Origin of the sequence: Streptomyces sp. CHD11 (assembly GCF_018638295.1) — a bacterium.
In the GTDB taxonomy this organism is placed as follows: Bacteria; Actinomycetota; Actinomycetes; order Streptomycetales; family Streptomycetaceae; genus Streptomyces.
Genome location: NZ_JABTTS010000012.1, coordinates 44194 through 64794, shown reverse-complemented (window position 1 = coordinate 64794; position 20601 = coordinate 44194). Strand labels below are relative to the sequence as shown.

Sequence of the window (20601 nt, the reverse complement as noted above, 5' to 3'; positions counted from 1 at the left end):
CGGCAGCAGCCCAGAAGTTGTGGTCCCCCCGGTCTTCGCGCCCTCTGCGATCGCCTATGCTGGTGCTGCTTCGGGAGGCCCGAGAGGGCCGAAGAGGCCCATGAGTCTGCCGTGAGGAGGGTTGGGAGTTCCATGCACTGCCCCTTCTGCAGGCACCCCGACAGCCGGGTCGTCGACAGCCGTACGACCGACGACGGCACGTCGATCCGCAGGCGCCGCCAGTGCCCGGACTGCTCCCGTCGTTTCACGACCGTGGAGACGTGTTCGCTCATGGTGGTCAAGCGGTCCGGTGTCACCGAACCGTTCAGCCGCACCAAGGTCATCAACGGTGTGCGCAAGGCCTGCCAGGGCCGGCCCGTCACCGAGGATGCCCTCGCCCAGCTCGGCCAGCGGGTCGAGGAAGCGGTACGGGCCACCGGAAGCGCCGAGCTGACCACCCACGACGTGGGGCTGGCCATACTCGGCCCGCTGCAGGAACTCGACCTCGTCGCCTATCTGCGGTTCGCTTCCGTCTACCGGGCGTTCGATTCGCTCGAGGACTTCGAGGCCGCGATCGGGGAACTCCGGCGGGCGGAACGGCACGCCGAGGGTGACGGGGACGGCGACGGGACCGTCCCGGGGGACCAGGAAGACGGCAGCGGGTCCGGCGGGACCGTCCAGGTCCCCGAACCCGCTCCCGCCGCCGACTGACCGGCGGGCCGGCCCCGGACGCCAGATGCGGGGACCGGCAGGGCGGCGGCGATGAGAAGACCTGTTGCGGGCAGACGAGTGGTGCCCGCAGCACCAGACAGCACACCGTGCCACGGGAACAATCGGGGCACTTCAGGGCGTTTTCGCCCGTACAGGGAGGCGGCATGACAGAGACGGCGAGCGGTCCGGCAAGGAGTCCCCGAGCCAAGAGCAACAAGGCCGGCAAGGGACTGCGTGTCGAGCGCATCCACACCACCCCTGGAGTCCACCCCTACGACGAGGTGGCCTGGGAGCGCCGTGACGTCGTGATGACCAACTGGCGCGACGGCTCGGTCAACTTCGAGCAGCGTGGCGTGGAGTTCCCCGACTTCTGGTCGGTGAACGCGGTCAACATCGTCACCAGCAAGTACTTCCGCGGGGCCGTGGGCACCCCGCAGCGCGAGACCGGCCTCAGGCAGCTGATCGACCGCATCGTGAAGACGTACCGGAAGGCCGGCGAGGACAACAGGTACTTCGCCTCGCCCGCCGACGCCGAGATCTTCGAGCACGAGCTGGCCTACGCCCTCCTGCACCAGATCTTCAGCTTCAACAGCCCCGTGTGGTTCAACGTGGGCACGCCCCAGCCGCAGCAGGTCAGCGCCTGTTTCATCCTGGCCGTCGACGACTCCATGGAGTCGATCCTCGACTGGTACAAGGAAGAGGGCATGATCTTCAAGGGCGGCTCCGGCGCCGGCCTGAACCTCTCCCGGATCCGCTCCTCCAAGGAGCTCCTCTCCTCCGGCGGCAACGCCTCCGGACCGGTCTCCTTCATGCGCGGAGCCGACGCCTCCGCCGGAACCATCAAGTCCGGTGGCGCCACCCGCCGCGCCGCCAAGATGGTCGTCCTCGACGTGGACCACCCGGACATCGAGGGCTTCATCGAGACCAAGGTCAAGGAGGAGGAGAAGATCCGCGTCCTGCGCGACGCGGGCTACGACATGGACCTGGGCGGCGACGACATCGCCTCCGTCCAGTACCAGAACGCCAACAACTCGGTCCGCGTCAACGACGAGTTCATGCAGGCGGTCGAGCAGGACGGCAAGTTCGGCCTGCGCGCCCGGATGACCGGCGAGGTCATCGAGGAGGTCGACGCCAAGGCGCTCTTCCGCAAGATCGCCGAGGCCGCGTGGGCCTGCGCCGACCCGGGCATCCAGTACGACGGTGTCATCAACAACTGGCACACCTGCCCCGAGTCCGGCCGGATCACCGCGTCGAACCCGTGCAGCGAGTACATGCACCTGGACAACACGTCCTGCAACCTGGCCTCGCTGAACCTGATGAAGTTCCTCAAGGACGACGGCCAGGGCCACCAGTCCTTCGAGGCCGAGCGCTTCCAGAAGGTCGTCGAGCTGGTCATCACCGCGATGGACATCTCGATCTGCTTCGCGGACTTCCCCACCGAGAAGATCGGTGAGAACACCCGCGCCTTCCGGCAGCTCGGCATCGGCTACGCCAACCTCGGCGCCCTGCTGATGGCGACCGGCCACGCCTACGACTCCGACGGCGGCCGCTCCCTGGCCGGCGCGATCACGTCCCTGATGACCGGCACGGCCTACCGGCGCTCCGCCGAACTCGCCGCCATCGTCGGCCCGTACGACGGCTACGCCCGCAACGCCGACGCCCACAAGCGCGTCATGAAGCAGCACGCCGACGCCAACGGCACGGCCGTGCGCGTGGACGACCTGGACACCCCGGTGTGGGCCGCCGCCACCGAGGCCTGGCAGGACGTGATCCGCGTCGGCGAGAAGAACGGCTTCCGCAACGCCCAGGCGTCCGTGCTCGCCCCGACCGGCACCATCGGTCTGGCGATGTCCTGCGACACCACCGGTGTCGAGCCCGACCTGGCGCTGGTGAAGTTCAAGAAGCTCGTCGGCGGCGGCTCGATGCAGATCGTCAACGGCACCGTGCCTCAGGCCCTGCGCCGCCTGGGCTACCAGGAGGAGCAGATCGAGGCGGTCGTCGCCCACATCGCCGAGAACGGCAATGTGATCGACGCCCCCGGTCTCAAGCCGGAGCACTACGAGGTGTTCGACTGCGCCATGGGCGAGCGGGCCATCTCCCCGATGGGCCACGTCCGCATGATGGCCGCGATCCAGCCCTGGATCTCCGGAGCCATCTCCAAGACGGTCAACATGCCGGAGACGGCGACCGTCGAGGAGGTCGAGGAGATCTACTTCGAGGCCTGGAAGCTCGGCGTCAAGGCGCTCGCCATCTACCGCGACAACTGCAAGGTCGGCCAGCCCCTCTCCGCGAAGACCAAGGAGAAGGAGAAGGCCGAGGTCACGGAGAAGGCCGAGGAGACGATCCGCGCCGCGGTCGAGAAGGTGGTCGAGTACCGCCCGGTCCGCAAGCGCCTCCCGAAGGGCCGTCCCGGCATCACCACCTCCTTCACCGTCGGCGGTGCCGAGGGCTACATGACCGCCAACTCCTACCCGGACGACGGTCTCGGCGAGGTCTTCCTCAAGATGTCCAAGCAGGGCTCCACCCTCGCGGGCATGATGGACGCCTTCTCCATCGCGGTCTCGGTGGGCCTCCAGTACGGCGTGCCGCTGGAGACGTACGTCTCGAAGTTCACCAACATGCGCTTCGAGCCGGCCGGTATGACGGACGACCCGGACGTGCGGATGGCGCAGTCGATCGTCGACTACATCTTCCGCCGCCTGGCGCTGGACTTCCTGCCCTTCGAGACGCGCTCCGCGCTCGGCATCCACTCCGCCGAGGAGCGCCAGCGTCACCTGGAGACCGGTTCGTACGAGCCGTCCGACGACGAGCTGGACGTCGAGGGCCTGGCCCAGTCGGCGCCGCGGGCGCAGGAACTGAAGGCGGTCGCCGCGCCGAAGGCCCAGGCGGAGGCGGCCAAGCCGGCCCCGCAGGAGGCCCACACCAGCGCGGAACTGGTGGAGATGCAGCTGGGCATCCAGGCGGACGCCCCGCTCTGCTTCTCCTGCGGTACGAAGATGCAGCGCGCCGGTTCCTGCTACATCTGCGAGGGCTGCGGCTCCACGAGCGGCTGCAGCTGACGTGTCCGGGCGCAGCCCGGAGCTGAGGTGACGCGTCGAGGGCGGTGGTGCCGGAGTTCCGGTACCACCGCCCTCGGCGTCGTGCACGGGTCGCGTGCGGTCCGCCCGGGGGCGCGGGGCTCCCGCCCGCGTCTAGGCCCGGCGTGCGGTTCCCATCTCGCGGGAGAAGTCCGCCGGGTCGCCGTCGAAGGCATGGACACCCGGGCGGAACTCCCAGGGGCCCGCACCCTCGCGGACGAACTCCGCGACCGTCGCCGCCGTGGCCCCGAGAACACTGCCGAAGTCGTCCTCGGCCAGGACGGTGTATCCCTCGCGGATACGCAGGCCCGGGTGGCCCACACCGGAGAACGTCCGCGGTGTGTGGTGCTGCTGTACGACGACACCGACCAGCACGCGCGCGTAGCGCTCGTCGAGCCGGTCCAGCTCCAGCGTCATGACCTCGTCGTAGCCGAAGCCCTGGCCGTCCTTGCTGTCCCGGTTGAGGATGATGGTGCCGTCGGGGGAGCGACTGTCGAAGTGCACGACATAGGCGGGATCACCGTGCGGGTCGCTCGCCGGATAGGGTGCGGCGACGAGATCCAGGTCGGTGGCGGGTTCACCTGATGGGCTCGGGTCCCACTTCAGTGCGATCTCGACTTTGCTGAAGCCCTTGTTGAGGCCGTTCACCAGTCTTCCCTTCCTCGTGACGGTCCTGTCCGCTCACCCCAACTGCTGGTTGATTGTGACAGGTTGTCCATCCTGCCATGCGGGCGGTGACGGATGCCGGGAAGCAGTCTCCCCGAGGGTGACCGGCCCCACGCTCCCTGGCCTTACGATGGCGCGGTGCTGGTCAAGTGGATTCGCTGCACCGTGGTGGACCGCCGCGGGTTCGAGCGGGGGCAGCGGAAGTGGGCGGGGCTTCTGGGGGAGCCGGGTTTTCGGGGGCAGGGCGGGGGCTGGAGCCGGGGGCGGTCGGACGTGGCGCACATCTTCTCCTTCTGGGAGAGCCGTGCCTTCTACGACTCCTTCATGGCGCGCTCCCACGACCGGCTCGCCTCGACCCAGTCGGGGACCTTCAAGGACACCCAGGTCAGGCTCTTCGACCACCGCTTCGACGTGAAGACCGGATTCGAGCCGCGTTTCACCGACGCCGACCTGATCAGGGTGGCGCTGTGCCGGGTGCACCAGGAACGGGCGGAGCACTTCGTACTGATGCAGGAGAAGGTCTGGAACCCGGCGATGGCCGGCTCGCCCGGCATGATCCGCGGGCTGTTCGGCGAGGCGCCCGGGAGTGAGTTCCTGGTGCTGTCGATGTGGCGCTCGGCCGCCGAGCACGGCAAGTACCGCACCGAGCGGGTGGAGCGCCTCGCCCTGAGGGCGCAGACGGAGGCCGACGTCGCGGCCCTCGCGGGGGACATCGTGGACATGGAGGCGGCCTGGACGGTCTGACTCCGGGCGTGGAACGGGAACGCTTCTGCCGCTCCCCGGGCCGGGACGGGTGTGATGTACGCCGTACGGGGCGCGCAGGATTGCCCGCCGGGACGTCACCCGTTCTAGGGTCTTGGCATGGCACGACCACGGCGCATCGTCCTTGTCCGGCACGGCGAATCAACGGGCAATGTTGATGACTCCGTTTATGAGCGCGAACCCGACCACGCCCTGGCGCTGACCGAGAGGGGACGGCGGCAGGCGGAGGAGACGGGGGAGCGGCTGCGGAAACTGTTCGGACACGAGCGGGTCAGCGTGTACGTCTCCCCGTACCGGCGCACGCACCAGACGCTGGGCTCCTTCGGGCTGGACCCCGGACTGATACGGGTGCGCGAGGAACCGAGGCTGCGCGAGCAGGACTGGGGCAACTGGCAGGACCGTGAGGACGTGCGGCTGCAGAAGGCCTACCGGGACGCGTACGGGCACTTCTTCTACCGCTTCGCCCAGGGCGAGTCCGGAGCCGACGTGTACGACCGGGTCGGCGGCTTCCTGGAGAGCCTGTTCCGCAGCTTCGAGGCCCCCGATCATCCGCCGAACGTCCTGATCGTCACCCATGGTCTGGCCATGCGGCTGTTCTGCATGCGGTGGTTCCACTGGACGGTGGCGGACTTCGAGTCCCTGTCGAACCCGGGGAACGCCGAGATGCGGATGCTCGTCCTGGGGGAGAACGGCAAGTACACCCTCGACCGGCCCTTCGAGCGCTGGCGCGAACCGGAACCGTACGGGGTCACCGGATAGACGGAGCGCGGAGGGGCGGGCATGCCGGGCGGCCGGGGCCGGCGGTCGGGGAAGAGCGGCGCGGACGGACGGCGCGGACGGATGGCGCGGACGGACGGGGGCACGGATAGAGTGGCAGGGCGATGACCACTGATTTCTCTCCCGCCGGGCGCCTGGAGCGCGCCCTGGCAGCGCTGCGCGGACTGTCGGTGGGGGACGCGCTCGGTTCCCAGTTCTTCGTCCCGGTGAACTATCCGCTCCTCAAGCGCCGCGAACTGCCCCCAGGCCCCTGGCAGTGGACGGACGACACAGAGATGGCGTGCTCCGTCGTCGCCGTCCTGGCCGCGCACCACCGGATCGACCAGGACGCCCTCGCCCGGTCCTTCGCCGGGCACCACGACTTCGACCGGGGATACGGTCCCGCGGTCAACCGGCTGCTGCGGCTGGTCCGGGAGGGCGGGGACTGGCGCGAACTGGCGGCCGGCCTCTTCAACGGACAGGGGTCCTGGGGCAACGGCGCCGCGATGCGGATCGCGCCGCTGGGCGCCTGGTACGCGGACGACCCGGAGCAGGCCACCCACCAGGCGGAGATCTCCGCCTACCCCACTCATCAGCACCGCGAGGCGGTGGTCGGCGCCATGGCCGTCGCCGCGGCCGCCGCGCTCGCCGCCGCACCCGGCGGGCCGCCCGCGCCGGGCGGCCTCCTCGACGGGGTGATCGATCTGGTGCCCGCGAGGAGCGCGGTCGGCGCCGGACTGCGCCGGGCCAGGGACATGCTGGACTACGGCGACGCCGTGACCGTCGCGGCCGTGCTCGGCTGCGGACGGCGTACGACGGCACACGACACCGTGCCCTTCGCGCTCTGGTCGGCCGCCCGGTCCCTCGGCGACTACGAGCGGGCGTTCTGGAGGACCGCGCAGGTGGGCGGAGACGTCGACACGACCTGTGCGATCGTCGGCGGGGTGACCGCCGCCGCGGGAAAGGCCGGAGCGCCCCCCGCCGAGTGGGCGGACCGGGTCGAGCCCCTGCCCGGATGGATGCGGGTCCCGGCCTGAGGTGCACGGAGTTCGGGACTCTCCGTGCACCCCGGGAACTCTCTGTCACCGCTCCTCGTTGTCGGGGCATCCACCGCCTGAGGCATGAGGCCTGATCGCGGCGGGTGCTCCGTGCGGGCGTCGTCACGTCGGCCGCTTGGGCAGCGCCGACGGTGTGGACGGTGTCGGCCGTGGCGGTTTGCGTCCGGGGAGGGATCGGTTGCGGTGGCCATGAATGCCTGGATGGTCGTTCGGCTCGTACCGGGGGCTGTGCCGGTGCGCCGCGCGGGCCGGCCCGGCGCTCCCCGGCCGACCCCCGTGACGCCGGTCGGAGAGCTGCCAAGCCTGCCCCGCGGCTTGCCTGGCTCAGCCCATGCCGGGTCCGGCCGAGCCGGACAGGGCCTCCAGGTCGCTCTTGCGGACCCGGATGACGAACCACGCGGTGGCCAGGGCGAGTACGGCCATCGCGGCGGCGGGGACGAAAGCCGTGGAGATGCCCTGCGTGAGCACCTCGTTCCCCCAGGGCGCGGGCAGTTGCTGTGTCCGGGCGAACTCCGCCTTCTGTTCGGCCGTCCCGTCGGCGAGGAAGTCCGGGACCTGCTTCTCCGCCTCGTCCCTGCTCGCCGTGCCGAACACCGTGGTCAGAAGGGCCAGACCCACGGACCCGCCCACCTGCTGAGTGGCGTTGAGGAGCCCGGACGCCGCGCCGGCCTCGTGCTGGGCCACCCCGGAGACGGCGGTGAGCGTCAGCGTCACGAAGTTCAGCCCCATGCCGAAGCCGAAGACCAGCATCGGGCCCAGGATTCCGGTGACGTAGGAACTGTCGGAGCTGATCAGGGTCTGCCAGGCCAGACCGGTCGCGGCGAGCGCCGAACCGACGAGCATGAACGGCTTGGGCCCGAACACGGGCAGGAACCGCTGCGACACCCCTGCCCCGAGTGCGATCACGACCGTCACCGGCAGGAAGGCGAGGCCCGCCTCGATCGGGGTGTATCCGAGGACGTTCTGCACGAAGAGGACGATGTAGAAGAACATGCCGAACATCGCCGCGGCCAGGCTGAGCATGATCACGTAGCTGCCCGCGCGGTTGCGGTCGGTGAACATCCGCAGTGGGGTGATCGGTTCCTTGGCCCGGGATTCGATCAGCGCGAAGGCCACCAGCAGGACCACGGCGGCCGCGAAGGAGCCGATGGTCACAGCGTCCCGCCAGCCTTCTTCCGCCGCCCGGATGAAGCCGTAGACGAGGGAGGCCATACCGGCGGTCGAGGTCACCGCGCCCGCGATGTCGAAGCGGCCGGAGTGCCGCTCGGACTCGTTGATGTACATCGGTGTGAGGGCGGCGATCAGCAGGCCGATCGGCACGTTGACGAAGAGCACCCACCGCCAGTCGAGCCACTCGGTGAGCATGCCGCCCGCGAGCAGCCCGATGGCGCCACCGCCGGCGGAGACCGCGGCGAAGACACCGAAGGCCCGGTTGCGCTCGGGTCCTTCCGGGAACGTGGTGGTGATGAGTGCCAGCGAGGTGGGAGACGCGATCGCACCGCCCACACCCTGCAGGACGCGTGCGGCCAGCAACTGCCACGGCTCCTGGGCGAACCCGCCGAGCAGCGAGGCGAAGGTGAACAGCAGGATGCCGCTCATGAAGACGCGGCGGCGGCCGAGGATGTCGCCCGCGCGACCGCCGAGCAGCAGCAGACCACCGAAGGTCAGAGTGTAGGCGCTGACCACCCAGGTGAGGTCCGTGGTGCTGAACTGAAGAGCGTTCTGGATATGCGGCAGCGCGATATTCACAATCGTCACGTCGAGTACCACCATGAGTTGGCAGGCCGCGATGACGGTGAGCGCGATACCGGGCCGGCCCTGTCGGCGGGCCGCCCCCGGCTTCTGGTCGTGGATCAACGGAGAGGTTGTCACTATGGGTCCCCCAGCAAGTGTGTCAGTGAACGCTCGCGTTCACTGTTGCGCCAACGGTAGGAGTCCTTGACAGTGAACGCAAGCGTTCACTTAAAGCGGGTCGTCCGGTGTGTCCCCCTCAGTCACCGCCCGGCGCGTGATTCATCCCCGAATGCCCATTTCCGCTGCTCGTTGGAGAGTTCAGATGGTTACTTCGAGCTGGGAGGCCCCTGGCGCACAGACGGCCCCGCAGGCCCAGACGGCCGCTTCCCGTCGCCGCGGCGCCGTGCTGGAGCGCGCGATCCTCGACGCCGCCCTGAAGGAGCTCAGCACGGTCGGCTGGAACGGCCTGACGATGGAGGGCGTCGCCGCTGCCGCCCAGACCGGCAAGGCGGCTGTCTACCGGCGCTGGCCGTCCAAGGAGGACCTGGTCGCCGACGCCCTGTGGGCAGGGCTGCCGCAGTTCGACGGGGTACCGGATCTGGGCAGCGTGCGCGAGGATCTGCTGGACCTGTGCAGGCGGGCGCGGGACGCGATGTTCTCCCCCTCCGGGTTCGCGGTGCGCTCGGTGATTTTCGAATGTGACAGCACACAGGCCGAACGCTTCCATGCCGTCATCTTCAAGGGGGTGGTGGAGCCGGTCATCGGGATGCTGCGTGAGGTGATCGAGCGCGGAATCGAGCGCGGAGAGGTGCGGGCCGACGCCACGAACGGCTATGTCTTCGACGCCATCCCGGCGATGATGATGTACCGGTCGAAGATGTGCGGCAGCGAACTGGCGGACATCGATCTGGAGGAGATGATCGACCAGCTGATGGTTCCGCTGCTCGGGCGCGGCGGCTCCTGACGCGGGCGCCGGCCGGGCGCCGTCGCCACTCGGGGACCAGGGTGTCGCGCGCCGTCGAGGGCGGCGTACGCTAGGGGCGCCATGCCGTACGAACCACCTACACACACCGTCGAGCGCTCACTGCGTGCCACGACCGGGGCGAAGATCATCGCGGGTGTCGACGAGGTGGGGCGCGGTGCCTGGGCCGGCCCTGTCACCGTCTGCGCGGCGATCACCGGACTGCGCCGGCCCCCACAGGGTCTCACCGACTCCAAGCTCCTCACCGTCAAGCGGCGCACCGCGCTCGCCGAGACGCTGCGGACCTGGGTGACGTCACACGCCCTGGGCCACGCGTCGCCCGAGGAGATCGACGAACTGGGGATGACGGCCGCTCTGCGGCTGGCGGCGGTGCGTGCGCTGGAGGCGCTGCCGGTCCGGCCCGACGCGGTGATTCTCGACGGCAAGCACGACTACCTCGGGTCCCCCTGGCAGGTTCGTACGGTCATCAAGGGTGACCAGTCGTGCGTGGCGGTCGCGGCGGCCTCGGTGATCGCCAAGGTCCAGCGCGACAAAATGATGGCCGAACTGGGCGTCGACCATGCAGACTTCGCTTTCGCGGACAACGCCGGGTACCCGTCGCCCGTGCACAGGGCCGCGCTGGAGGTCCGGGGGCCCACCCCGTACCACCGGTTGTCGTGGGCGTATCTTGATGCGCTGCCCCAGTGGCGGCATCTCAAGAAGGTCCGCAGCTGGACCGACGCGCGTGTTCCGGAGATCGAAGGCCAGCTCGGCTTCGATTTCTGACGGGCCGGTCGCGCTGATGTGCCACCCGGTGGCGCGAGCCGCACCAATGTTTGATAAAAATCAGCCTATGCCTCTCCCTCCCGAGGAGCCTCAGATTCACGAGAGTGCCCAGGGTCCCCGCGCCACGCCGGCCAGCGGCCGCACCGCGCCGACCCCCCGCCCCGTACCCGGTCCCCGCCCCGCGGCTTCGTCGCGTCCCGGTCGTCCCGGCCCGCCGCGGCCCGCGCCGCCGACGCCGCGTGCGTCGCGCGATGCGGCTGCCGCGCCCAAGCCCGCCCCGGCGTCCGTGCCCGCTCCGGCGGGCCGGCCCGAACCCGCTGCGGCCACCCCGCAGATCCAGTTGATCCCGGCCTCGGCCGAGGGGGCGCTCGACGCCGCCGAGGAGGCCGTGGACCTGCTGCTCGACTCGGGCCGGGCCCCCGGTGAGCTCCTGGTGGTCACCACCGGCGAGCCCCACCCGTGGGCCACCCACGAACTGTCCTTCGGTGAAGCCTCCTACTGGGCCCAGCACGACGCCGGTGACGACGTCTTCTACGCGGACGCCCGTGTGGCGGCCCGTGCCGGTGCGCGGCCCGTGGTCGTGGTCGCCGTCAACGGCGGTCCGGAGTCCGCGGCCGCCTCCGCGCTGTCGGCGGCCCATGCCCGGGCCGGCGCCCTGCTGATCGTCTGCGGAGACCCGCAGCGGATCAACTCGGTGCTGGGCGCGGCGGTCTGAGCCGGCGCCACGGCGCCTTGGCGGACGCCGGGGAGTGATGTGAACGCCGCGACCGCGGCGCCCGCACGGCGGGCGTCCCGGTCGTGCCCGTGATGGAGCGTGAATACGCGCAGGCCTCCGCTGTCACCGCGCCCCGGCCATGACCGGGGCCGGTGACGCGGTCCGAGGCCGGGTCCGGCGCCGCTCCAGGACACGCCGTACCGTCTTTCGCGCCCTCGGACCGACGGCCGCCTGGCCCAACGGCCGTGTGGCCCAACGGCCGTGTGGGCCCGGGGATCCGCGTGCGGTCGAGGGCCTGCCTGACGCCATGCGGACGTGCCGCACGGTTTCGTGCTCCTCCTGAGCCCTAACAGCCGCATTGGGCCCGGGTCCTGCGGATCCGGGTGGGACCCGTTCCGGACGGGAACGGGTCTTCGCCCGCTGGCGCTGTCCGCGGGCCGGAGCCTCGAGCCCCCGCGGAACGTCAGCGTGCCGCCGCGCGGCGCAGCACGTCCGACGCTGCGCCGCCGGTGCGCGGAATCCGGGGCGGTGCCTCGGACAGGGCGAACGGCTCCGGCGCCGATCCGGCGCTGGGGTGGCGGCCACCACGCCCTTCCCCGAGAACCTGCCAGCCGTCACGGGTAAGCGTGATGTACGCCCCGCAGCGCAGCCCGTGCAGCGTGCAGGCGTCCCGCAGGCCCCACATCCACGCGCCGTCCTCCTCCGTCCAACGGGCGTCGCCGTCACGGCAGTAGAGCAGCACGGCGGTGCGCACCGGTGTGCGGCGCCGCAGATCGTGCGGGATGACCCGGCGCAGTTGGGCCAACAGCACGTTGCGCAGCATCCAGCCGTCCGCGGCGGAGGTGCGGGGGGTGAACGAGGCACTCGCCCGAAGCCGTTCGTCCGGGTCGAGTACGGCGACGACCGCGGTCGCCGGACCGGGACGGTGCCGGGCGTGCAGACCGCTGACGACCTCGCGCGGACTGCGCAGCAGCGGGATTCCCGCGGCGGTCCACTCCGCGGGCTCGAGTACACGGGTGGCGGAAGCGGCGGACGTCGACAGCGATGCCGCCGAGGACGGAGCGAATCCGAAGGTCACGGTCCTCCCTTCGGCTACACCCGCACTGCGGGCGGGGTCGGATGCGGGGAGCGCGCACGCAACAGAGCCCTACCTGATCGGCGGGCGAGCCGTGCGGGTGCGTACGTCAATTCTTCCTGGCGAACTGGGATGCGGCAACGAGCAATCGGAGCAGCGGACCGGTATCGGACGTTCCACGGCTAATATCCCCACCCGGGGGGCGGGGCGAACCATCAGCCCTGTACGGCCAGCACCAGCGGCAGTACGCCCTGTGCACCATTGCGCCGCAGCAGGCGTGCCGTGACCGCGAGGGTCCAGCCCGTCTCCATGTAGTCGTCGACGAGGAGAACCGGTCCCTGTGCCCGCGCGAGCGCGGCCGCGAGGTCGGGCGGCACGGTGAGCGCCCCGTCGAGGGCCTTGAGACGCTGGGCACTGTTGCTCCGCGGAGCGGGACGGGCCTCCGCCGTGTAAGCCACCGATCCCAGCAGCGGCAGCCGGCCGATGTCCGCGATGCGCTCCCCCAGGGAGCGGATCAGCCGGGGCCGGGTGCGGGAGGCGAGGGTCACCACCCCCACCGGCCTGGGCTGAGCGTCCGCCGCCCCCGAGGCCCACCCGCCGGGGCCCTTGGCCCAGTCTGCCAGCACACCCACCACGGCCCGCGCGACATCGGCCGGTACCGGTCCGTCCGGCGCCTGGGGCGCGAGCATCGGCCGCAGCCGGTTGCCCCAGCCGATGTCCGACAGCCGTCCCAGAGCTCTCCCCTGAGCTGCCTGTTCACCGGCTGGAATCCGGCCCTTGAGCTCCATGCCGATCGCCGGGAGGCCGGTGGGCCACATCCGCCGGGGCTCCACCTCGACGCCCGCCCGGTCCAGATCCACCCGGGCCGCCTCGAGGGCGACCGCCGAGGCCTCCACGGTGTAGCGCGCGCCGGCGCAGTTGTCGCAGCGGCCGCAGGGTTTGGCACCCTCGTCGTCCAACTGGCGTTGCAGGAACTCCATCCGGCAGTCCGTGGTCGACGCGTACTCGCGCATCGCCTGCTGCTCGGCCTTGCGCTGGCGCGCCACCCACGCGTACCGCTCGCCGTCGTACGTCCACGGCTGCCCGGTGGCGATCCAGCCGCCCTTGACCCGCTTCACCGCCCCGTCCACGTCGAGCACCTTGAGCATGGTCTCCAGCCGGGAGCGGCGCAGCTCCACCAGTGGCTCGAGGGCCGGCAGCGACATGGGCCGCTCCGCGCGAGAGAGAACGTCGAGTGTGCGGCGCACCAGTTCTTCCGAGGGGAAGGCGAGCGACGCGAAGTACTCCCAGATCGCCTCGTCCTCCTTCCCGGGGAGGAGCAGCACCTCGGCGTGCCGGACGCCGCGGCCGGCGCGGCCCACCTGCTGGTAGTAGGAGATCGGAGAGGACGGTGAGCCGAGATGGACGACGAAGCCCAGGTCGGGCTTGTCGAAGCCCATCCCGAGAGCGGAGGTGGAGACCAGCGCCTTCACCTTGTTGGCCAGCAGGTCCTCCTCGGCCTGCTGCCGGTCCGCGTTCTCCGTCCGGCCGGTGTACGAGGCGACGGTGTGACCGCGGTGCCGGAGGAAGGCGGTGACCTCCTCGGCGGCGGCCACGGTCAGTGTGTAGATGATCCCCGAGCCCGGAAGCTCGTCCAGACGGTCGGCGAGCCAGGCCATCCGGTGCGCGGCGTCCGGCAGGGCCAGCACGCTCAGGCTCAGACTTTCCCGGTTCAGCGGCCCCCGCAGCACCAGCGCGTCCGAGGAGCCGCCCGTGCCGAGCTGCTCCGCGACGTCGGCGGTGACACGCGCGTTGGCGGTGGCGGTGGTGGCCAGCACGGGCACGCCGTCGGGGAGGTCGGTCAGCATGGTGCGCAGCCGGCGGTAGTCCGGGCGGAAGTCATGGCCCCAGTCGGAGATGCAGTGCGCCTCGTCGACCACGAGGAGCCCGGTCGCGGCGGAGAGCCGGGGCAGGACCTGGTCACGGAAGTCCGGGTTGTTCAGCCGTTCGGGACTCACCAGCAGCACATCCACATCACCCGAGGCGATTTCCTCCTGGACGGAGTCCCACTCCTCGGTGTTGGAGGAGTTGATGGTCCGGGCGCGGATGCCGGCTCTGGCCGCTGCCTCCACCTGGTTGCGCATGAGCGCCAGGAGGGGGGAGACGATCACGGTGGGGCCGCTGCCCCGGGCCCGCAGCAGTGACGTGGCCACGAAGTAGACGGCGGACTTGCCCCAGCCGGTGCGCTGGACGACCAGGGCCCGGCGCTTGTCGGCGACCAGCGCCTCGATCGCCCGCCACTGGTCCTCGCGAAGCCGGGCCTCGCCCGAGCCGTCCCCGACGAGACGGGCGAGGACCGCGTCGGCGGCCGTCCGGAGATCCGTGTTGTTCGTGTGCTCCATGGGTTCCATACAACAGGACGGCGCCGACATCCGGCCGGGGCGCTGTGGATCCGCGCGGGACACACCGTTCCTGCCGTGTGGGTGGCATGTTCCTGATGCAACTTATCCACAGGCGAACCGGAACCTCGCGATCCGCGAGATCGTCTTGGCATGACGAACCCCAACGAGACCACCGGAACTCCGGAAAACAGTGATATTCCGGGGCGTGGTGAGAGTGAGTCCACCGGCCTTCCGCCGCGTTCCCGGTCCGCGGGCCGCGCCGGACCCGCCGGCATCCGGGCGGGCGGCCGCGAGGAGGAAGGCGGGGAGGAGAAAGGCGGGGAGGAGAAAGGCGGGGAGGACCGCACCCCGCCCCCGGGCGGCATCGGCCGCACCGCCTACGACAGCCATGCCGACGCACAGCAGGTCACCCTGCGCACCCCCGCCGAGCTCGCCGACGCCCTGCCCTACCTCCTCGGCTATCGCCCCGAGGACAGCATCGTGCTGGTCTCCCTGTACGACAGGGAGGGTCGCGGCCGGTTCGGCGGCCGGGCCCGGCTCGGCATCCCCGGCAACGCGGACGACTGGCCCTCTGCCGCCCGTCAGCTGACGCACGGCCTGGTGACGGGCAGTGAGCGCCGGGGCACCCGGCCCGAGCAGATGGTCGTCTTCCTCTGCAGCGAGCCGGGCCGGGGCGAAACCGGCCGGCAGGTCAAGGAGCGGCTGGAGCCGCTCGCCCGCACCCTGCGCCTGGAGTGCGGTGCCCTGGACATCCCGGTCGTCGAGGCACTGTGCGTCTCCGGCGGCCGCTTCTGGTCGTACTGCTGTGACGACGAGCACTGCTGTCCGGCCGAGGGGACACCGCTCGGCCTGCCCGGCACCTCGGTGCTGGCCGCCGCCGCGACCTACGCCGGGCTCCAGGTCCGCGGCACCCTGAGCGAACTGCGCACCAGGTTCCTGCCCTGGGAGAACCCCACGGCCCTCGAACAGGTGAGGGCCCTGGACGCCGCCGGCATGGCGCTGGTACCCAGGATCCTCGACGCGGCGAGCCGCCACGAGGTGGCCACGGAGACACTGAACCTGGCCGAAAGGGTCATGGGGCGCCTCGCCGGCGCCCCTCCCGCGTCCGGCATGCTCCCGGCGGACCTGCGGGACGACGACCTGCTCGGCCACGACGAGGCCGCGACGCTGATCCTCGGCCTTCAGGACCGAACGACCCGCGATCGCGCGGCGGAGTGGATGGAGGGAGCCGAGGCGAGTGCCGCCCTGCGTCTGTGGCGCGCGCTGGCACGCCGCTGCGTCGGACCGTACGGCGAACACGCCGCGGCGCCGCTCACCCTCGCCGGGTGGGTCGCCTGGTCCACCGGTGACGAACTGGAGGCCCGGGAGGCATTCGCCATGGCCCTGGGGGCCGACCCCGACTACCTCTTCGCCCGTCTGCTGCACCAGGCGTGCAACGAGGGCCTCGACCCGGAGTCGGTCCGCCGCTGTCTGCGCACCGAACGCGAGGACCGCGGGCCCACGGACCCGGTCGAGCTGCCCATGGAGAGGGGACCGGGCGAGCTGCCCATGGAGACGGAACCGGGTGACCTGCCCATGGGGACGGATCCGGACGATGTGTCCACGGGCACGGAACCGAGCGAGCCGGAGGCCCGCCGGCTCCCGTCGGCCCGCCTGGATCCGGGCCGGCCGGCAGACGGGATGGACCACCACCGGGTGCGGGCGCCCGCCACGGGGACCGGGGGCCGTGTTCCGGACGCACCAGCCCCGCCCCGCAGGCACCGCGCACGCGTGTCCGGTCAGAGCGGTGCTGTACGCCGGAGGGTGTGCGCGGAGGGCAGCGGGCCGCCGTCCGGGCGGCTGCCGCGTCCACGGACGCCGGCGGGAAGCGTGTACCCCCGAGCAGGCGCGGCGGACGGCGCGCGCCCGGGCGGCGGGGACCGGCGAGGAAGCCGGCCCGGTGGTGCCCCTCCAGGTCCGGGTGGTCCGGGCGCCGCAGGGCGGAGCGGTGGTCCGCGAGGAGGTGCGAAGACCGCTTCCCAGGCCGGTGACGAGGAGGAATGAGCCGGGGTGACCGTTCCCGGAGGGGAGGAGCGCCGGGTGGGGGACGGGACGCGTGGCCGCGGGCGTGACCAGGACCCGGCCGGCGCCGTTCACCTGAGTGGCGGTACGCCCGGAAGGAGCGTGACGCCACACCGCACCCGCCCGGCCGGACCCTCCTCGGGTCAGGCCCCGCCCGAAGCACAACCGAGCGCAGAGAAGGCCGTCCTCCCATGTACCAGCCGGCTCCGCCCGCCACCGTCCCCGGCGACGCCGGGGCCCTGGCGGAAGCCCTCCGTGCTCCGCACCCCACCCCGGCGCCTCCGACGCCGCCCCGGCAGCGGGAGGGTACTCCGGCCCTCCACCGGCCCGCTGAACTGCCGCCCGCGCACACGGCCCTGATCTGCGTAGCCCTGCCCGGCCTCGCGATCTCCGGCGAACGGGGGCAGCAGACCGGCAGCGGGCTGGAGGGGTTCTACCACGCGGGACGGCGGCTGCTGTCCCGGTGCCAGGTCCGGGTGGCCGGGCGGGAGCCGCTCCCAGTGACGGCCCGGATGGTCGCCGCCGACCGTGCCCGGTTCGTGGGGACACTGCGGGTTTCCCCGCGGGGGAGCGCCCCGGACCCGGATGTGATCGTCGAGCGGACCCGCCGGGCGGACGGCACCGAACGGATAACGCTGCACAGCGCGGCCACACATCCGCTGCGCCTGCCGGTCGAGGTGGCCCTCGCCACGGACCTCGCCACACTCGGGGCGATAGCGGCGGGCCGCGCCGGGCCCGAACTGCCCGCCGCCGTCCACGCCTGGGGCCTGCGCTGGTCCTGTGCCCGGGCGGGCGCCTGCGTGACGGCCGAACCGCAACCCGCCGAGGTCCTCGCCTCGGGCGGACTGCTGCGGTGGGACATCCACCTGCCCCCGGGCGGCAGCGCGAGCCTCGAACTGCGGGTACGGCCGGACGGGGCAGTACCCCCGCGTTCCGCCGGGCGCGCCGCCACCAACCCTCTCGCCCCGGCATGTGCGGCGGGAGACGACCCCAGGGTTCCTGCTCTGCTGCGGGCAAGTATCGACGACCTCCGTGCCCTCCTGCTGCGCGACGCGGGGAACCCGGCCGACCTGCACGTCGCGGCAGGCGTCCCCTGGCGCTGCGGGCTCGCGCCGGCCGAGGCTCTCGCGGCCGCCCGGATGGCGCTCCCCCTCGGCACCGGTCTCGCCGCGGGCACCCTGCGGACCCTCGCCCGTTCGCAACTCGCCGGGCCCGGACCGAGATCCGGCATGGTCCCCGGCCTCCGCCGGGACGCCGGACCGCATCTGCCTCCCGGCTGCTCGGGGACGGAGGCCACACTGCTCTTCCCTGTGCTGCTGGCCGAGGCCCGCCGGTGGGGGCTGCCCGAACGGGAGAGCGAGGAACTGCTGCCGGCCGCCGAACGCTGTCTGGACTGGCTGCGCCGTGCGGTGGGCGACGGCGTCCACCTGCCGGATCCGGGGCCCGGCGGGACGGTCCGCTGCGAGATCCAGGCCCACGCCCACCGGGCGGCGCTGCTCGGAGCCGACCTGCTCGACGCCTACGGCAGACCGGGCGGCGACGGGCTGCGCCAGTGGGCCGGCGCGCTGCGCGGGGCGTTCCGCGACGACTTCTGGCTCGACGGGCCCGGGGGTGAGCGGCCGGCGGCGGCCCTTGCCGCGGACGGCCGCCAGGTCCCGCACCTGGGCGCGCCGGTGGCGCACCTCCTCGACACCGGACTGCTGGGCGGCGGCCGGCTCGCGGAAGGGCTCCTGGACCCGGCGAGAACCGAGCGGCTCGCCCGCCTGCTGGGCGGTCCCGGCCTGGACTCGGGCTGGGGCCTGCGCGGACTGGGCGTGATGGAGGCCGGACACAACCCGTTCGGTCATCGCACAGGCGCGGTGCGGGTCCATGAGACGGCGACCGCCGTGGCCGGCCTCGCGAACGCCGGTTACGACAGGGAGGCGGCATCGCTGCTGCAGGGGGTTCTCGGCGCGGCCGAGGCGTTCGGGTACCGGCTGCCCGAGATGTACGCGGGGGAGCAGCGGACCGAGGGGAGCACTCCGCTTCCCCACCCGGCCGCCTGCCGTCCGGCGGCCACCTCGGCGGCCGCCGCGGTTCTGCTGCTGACCACCCTGGCCGGCATCCGCCCCGACGTCCCGGGAGGGACGGTCACGCTGAGACCGGTGCGCAGCGCTCCGCTGGGCGAGATCGTCCTCACGGGGCTGCGTGTCGCGGGCGCCCCCTTCGCCGTGCGGGTCGGGCGGCTCGGTATCGCCGTGGTCGAAGAAGCCGCGGAAGGGCTGCAGTTGGGGGTGTGACCTGCCCGGACGCGGCAGCGCGGGGCGGACGGCATGCCTGCGGGCGCCGGGGCCCCCCCCCCCCCCCCCCCCCCCCCCCCCCCCCCCCCCCCCCCCCCGGCTGTCCCGTTCCTGCCGGAAGGGGCTCAGAGGAACGAGTTGATCTCGATCGTCTCGGTACGGCCCGGACCCACGCCGATCGCGGAGATCGGGGCGTCGGACATCTCCTCCAGGGCCTTGACGTAGGCCTGGGCGTTCTTCGGCAGGTCGGAGAAGGACTTCGCCTTGCTGATGTCCTCGCTCCAGCCGGGGAGCATCTCGTAGACCGGCTTCGCGTGGTGGAAGTCGGTCTGCGAGTAGGGCAGCTCCTCGACGCGCTTGCCGTCGATCTCGTACGCCACGCAGACCGGGATCTGTTCCCAGCCGGTGAGGACGTCGAGCTTGGTGAGGAAGAAGTCGGTGAGGCCGTTGACGCGGGTGGCGTAGCGGGCGATCACCGCGTCGAACCAGCCGCAGCGGCGGTCGCGGCCGGTGGTGACACCGCGCTCACCGCCGATACGGCGCAGGGCCTCACCGTCCTCGTCGAACAGCTCGGTCGGGAACGGGCCGGCGCCGACGCGGGTCGTGTACGCCTTCAGGATGCCGATGACCCGGCTGATCTTCGTCGGACCCACGCCCGCGCCCGTGCAGGCGCCGCCCGCGGTCGGGTTGGACGAGGTGACGAAGGGGTACGTGCCGTGGTCGATGTCGAGCAGGGTGCCCTGGCCGCCCTCGAAGAGGACCACCTTGTCCTGCTCCAGCGCCTGGTTCAGCACCAGCACCGTGTCGGAGACGTACGGGGCGAGCTTGTCCGCGTAGCCCAGCAGTTCCCCGACCACCTGCTCCACGGCGATCGCGCGCCGGTTGTAGAGCTTGGTGAGCATCTGGTTCTTGGCGTCGAGGGCCGCTTCGACCTTCTGGGTCAGGATCGACTCGTCGTACAGGTCCTGGACGCGGATACCGACGCGGTTGATCTTGTCGGCGTAGGTCGGGCCGATGCCCCGGCCGGTGGTGCCGATCTTGCGCTTGCCGAGGAAGCGCTCGGTCACCTTGTCCACCGTCACGTTGTACGGCGTGATGATGTGAGCGTTTCCGCTGATCAGGAGCTTCGACGTGTCGACGCCGCGCTCGTTCAGACCGCTCAGCTCGGAGAGCAGGACCGACGGGTCCACGACGACGCCGTTGCCGATGACCGGCGTGCAGTCTGGGGACAGGATTCCGGAAGGGAGCAGGTGGAGGGCGTACTTCTGGTCGCCCACGACTACCGTGTGGCCGGCGTTGTTGCCACCCTGGTAGCGGACCACATAGTCGACGGAGCCACCGAGCAGGTCCGTCGCCTTTCCCTTGCCTTCGTCACCCCACTGAGCACCGAGCAGCACAAGTGCGGGCACGCGCGTACACCCCTTCCGGGCGGGGCATGTCCAAGGTCAGGGGCGCACACGGAGGTTCACCGCCGCGTGCACCGCGCGACCACCGTTGGCCGCCAACCGTCGGACCGGATGCCCCGGAATAGACGAAGCCCCTGGCGCAACAGCGCAAGGGGCTCTTGCACAAAGATGCTACCCGAGGAAGCGAGGCAAGG

The 20601-nt window shown here is 71.6% G+C and carries 15 protein-coding genes; 10 read left to right on the top strand and 5 right to left on the bottom strand.

What is annotated here, in order from left to right; translation table 11 throughout:
- Window positions 1-132 precede the first annotated feature (132 nt).
- Both nrdR and HTV45_RS15600 read left to right on the top strand, forming a co-directional pair.
- Window positions 133-690 (top strand): transcriptional regulator NrdR, encoded by a 558-nt coding sequence (gene nrdR / locus HTV45_RS15605; protein ID WP_215206379.1) that lies wholly within the window; start codon window positions 133-135, stop codon window positions 688-690.
- A 164-nt stretch (window positions 691-854) separates the two neighbouring features.
- A complete protein-coding gene (locus HTV45_RS15600) occupies window positions 855-3749 on the top strand; it encodes a vitamin B12-dependent ribonucleotide reductase (protein ID WP_215206378.1) in 2895 nt (964 codons plus the stop codon).
- Window positions 3750-3881: 132 nt separating this feature from the next.
- On the opposite strand, the gene HTV45_RS15595 is transcribed toward HTV45_RS15600, so the two are convergent.
- Entirely contained in the window at window positions 3882-4415 is a 534-nt protein-coding gene (locus tag HTV45_RS15595) for a TerD family protein (RefSeq protein ID WP_215206377.1), read from the bottom strand.
- A gap of 156 nt (window positions 4416-4571) precedes the next feature.
- Here HTV45_RS15595 and HTV45_RS15590 point away from each other — a divergent pair, with 156 nt between their 5' ends.
- From HTV45_RS15590 to HTV45_RS15580, 3 genes are all read left to right on the top strand, one after another.
- Window positions 4572-5177, top strand: coding sequence for a YdbC family protein (locus HTV45_RS15590; RefSeq protein WP_215206376.1), 606 nt, complete (start codon window positions 4572-4574; stop codon window positions 5175-5177).
- 117 nt (window positions 5178-5294) lie between these two features.
- Window positions 5295-5954: a histidine phosphatase family protein gene (locus HTV45_RS15585; RefSeq protein ID WP_215206375.1), complete on the top strand. Its 660-nt coding sequence runs from the start codon at window positions 5295-5297 to the stop codon at window positions 5952-5954.
- 122 nt (window positions 5955-6076) lie between these two features.
- Window positions 6077-6988, top strand: coding sequence for an ADP-ribosylglycohydrolase family protein (locus HTV45_RS15580; RefSeq protein ID WP_215206374.1), 912 nt, complete (start codon window positions 6077-6079; stop codon window positions 6986-6988).
- A 345-nt stretch (window positions 6989-7333) separates the two neighbouring features.
- Here the strand turns inward: HTV45_RS15580 and HTV45_RS15575 are convergent, their stop codons facing one another.
- On the bottom strand, window positions 7334-8881 hold the full coding sequence (locus tag HTV45_RS15575) for an MFS transporter (protein WP_215206373.1): 1548 nt from the start codon (window positions 8879-8881) through the stop codon (window positions 7334-7336).
- Window positions 8882-9065: 184 nt separating this feature from the next.
- Here HTV45_RS15575 and HTV45_RS15570 point away from each other — a divergent pair, with 184 nt between their 5' ends.
- From HTV45_RS15570 to HTV45_RS15560, 3 genes are all read left to right on the top strand, one after another.
- Complete coding sequence (locus HTV45_RS15570; RefSeq protein WP_215206372.1) at window positions 9066-9707, top strand: TetR/AcrR family transcriptional regulator; 642 nt, start codon at window positions 9066-9068, stop codon at window positions 9705-9707.
- Between the two features lie 81 nt (window positions 9708-9788).
- On the top strand, window positions 9789-10490 hold the full coding sequence (locus tag HTV45_RS15565) for a ribonuclease HII (protein ID WP_215206371.1): 702 nt from the start codon (window positions 9789-9791) through the stop codon (window positions 10488-10490).
- A gap of 67 nt (window positions 10491-10557) precedes the next feature.
- Entirely contained in the window at window positions 10558-11205 is a 648-nt protein-coding gene (locus HTV45_RS15560; RefSeq protein ID WP_215206370.1) for a hypothetical protein, read from the top strand.
- A 463-nt stretch (window positions 11206-11668) separates the two neighbouring features.
- Here the strand turns inward: HTV45_RS15560 and HTV45_RS15555 are convergent, their stop codons facing one another.
- Both HTV45_RS15555 and HTV45_RS15550 read right to left on the bottom strand, forming a co-directional pair.
- Window positions 11669-12283: a hypothetical protein gene (locus HTV45_RS15555; protein WP_215206369.1), complete on the bottom strand. Its 615-nt coding sequence runs from the start codon at window positions 12281-12283 to the stop codon at window positions 11669-11671.
- A 212-nt stretch (window positions 12284-12495) separates the two neighbouring features.
- Entirely contained in the window at window positions 12496-14661 is a 2166-nt protein-coding gene (locus HTV45_RS15550) for a RecQ family ATP-dependent DNA helicase (RefSeq protein WP_215206368.1), read from the bottom strand.
- A 150-nt stretch (window positions 14662-14811) separates the two neighbouring features.
- Here HTV45_RS15550 and HTV45_RS15545 point away from each other — a divergent pair, with 150 nt between their 5' ends.
- Entirely contained in the window at window positions 14812-16704 is a 1893-nt protein-coding gene (locus tag HTV45_RS15545; RefSeq protein ID WP_215206367.1) for a DUF4192 domain-containing protein, read from the top strand.
- A gap of 209 nt (window positions 16705-16913) precedes the next feature.
- The gene (locus HTV45_RS15540) at window positions 16914-19001 is read left to right on the top strand and encodes a glycogen debranching N-terminal domain-containing protein (protein WP_215206366.1); all 2088 of its coding nucleotides are present in this window, start codon (window positions 16914-16916) and stop codon (window positions 18999-19001) included.
- 125 nt (window positions 19002-19126) lie between these two features.
- On the opposite strand, the gene HTV45_RS15535 is transcribed toward HTV45_RS15540, so the two are convergent.
- Window positions 19127-20410 (bottom strand): adenylosuccinate synthase, encoded by a 1284-nt coding sequence (locus HTV45_RS15535; RefSeq protein WP_215206365.1) that lies wholly within the window; start codon window positions 20408-20410, stop codon window positions 19127-19129.
- Window positions 20411-20601: the final 191 nt, after the last annotated feature.

Bases quoted from the DNA above. Each gene is read 5' to 3' on its own strand.
- HTV45_RS15550 (WP_215206368.1), bottom strand. From the start codon at position 14,661: ATGGAGCACACGAACAACACGGATCTCCGGACGGCCGCCGACGCGGTC.
- HTV45_RS15560 (WP_215206370.1), top strand. From the start codon at position 10,558: ATGCCTCTCCCTCCCGAGGAGCCTCAGATTCACGAGAGTGCCCAGGGT.
- HTV45_RS15580 (WP_215206374.1), top strand. From the start codon at position 6,077: ATGACCACTGATTTCTCTCCCGCCGGGCGCCTGGAGCGCGCCCTGGCA.
- HTV45_RS15570 (WP_215206372.1), top strand. From the start codon at position 9,066: ATGGTTACTTCGAGCTGGGAGGCCCCTGGCGCACAGACGGCCCCGCAG.
- HTV45_RS15565 (WP_215206371.1), top strand. From the start codon at position 9,789: ATGCCGTACGAACCACCTACACACACCGTCGAGCGCTCACTGCGTGCC.
- nrdR (WP_215206379.1), top strand. From the start codon at position 133: ATGCACTGCCCCTTCTGCAGGCACCCCGACAGCCGGGTCGTCGACAGC.
- HTV45_RS15600 (WP_215206378.1), top strand. From the start codon at position 855: ATGACAGAGACGGCGAGCGGTCCGGCAAGGAGTCCCCGAGCCAAGAGC.
- HTV45_RS15540 (WP_215206366.1), top strand. From the start codon at position 16,914: ATGTACCAGCCGGCTCCGCCCGCCACCGTCCCCGGCGACGCCGGGGCC.
- HTV45_RS15545 (WP_215206367.1), top strand. From the start codon at position 14,812: ATGACGAACCCCAACGAGACCACCGGAACTCCGGAAAACAGTGATATT.
- HTV45_RS15585 (WP_215206375.1), top strand. From the start codon at position 5,295: ATGGCACGACCACGGCGCATCGTCCTTGTCCGGCACGGCGAATCAACG.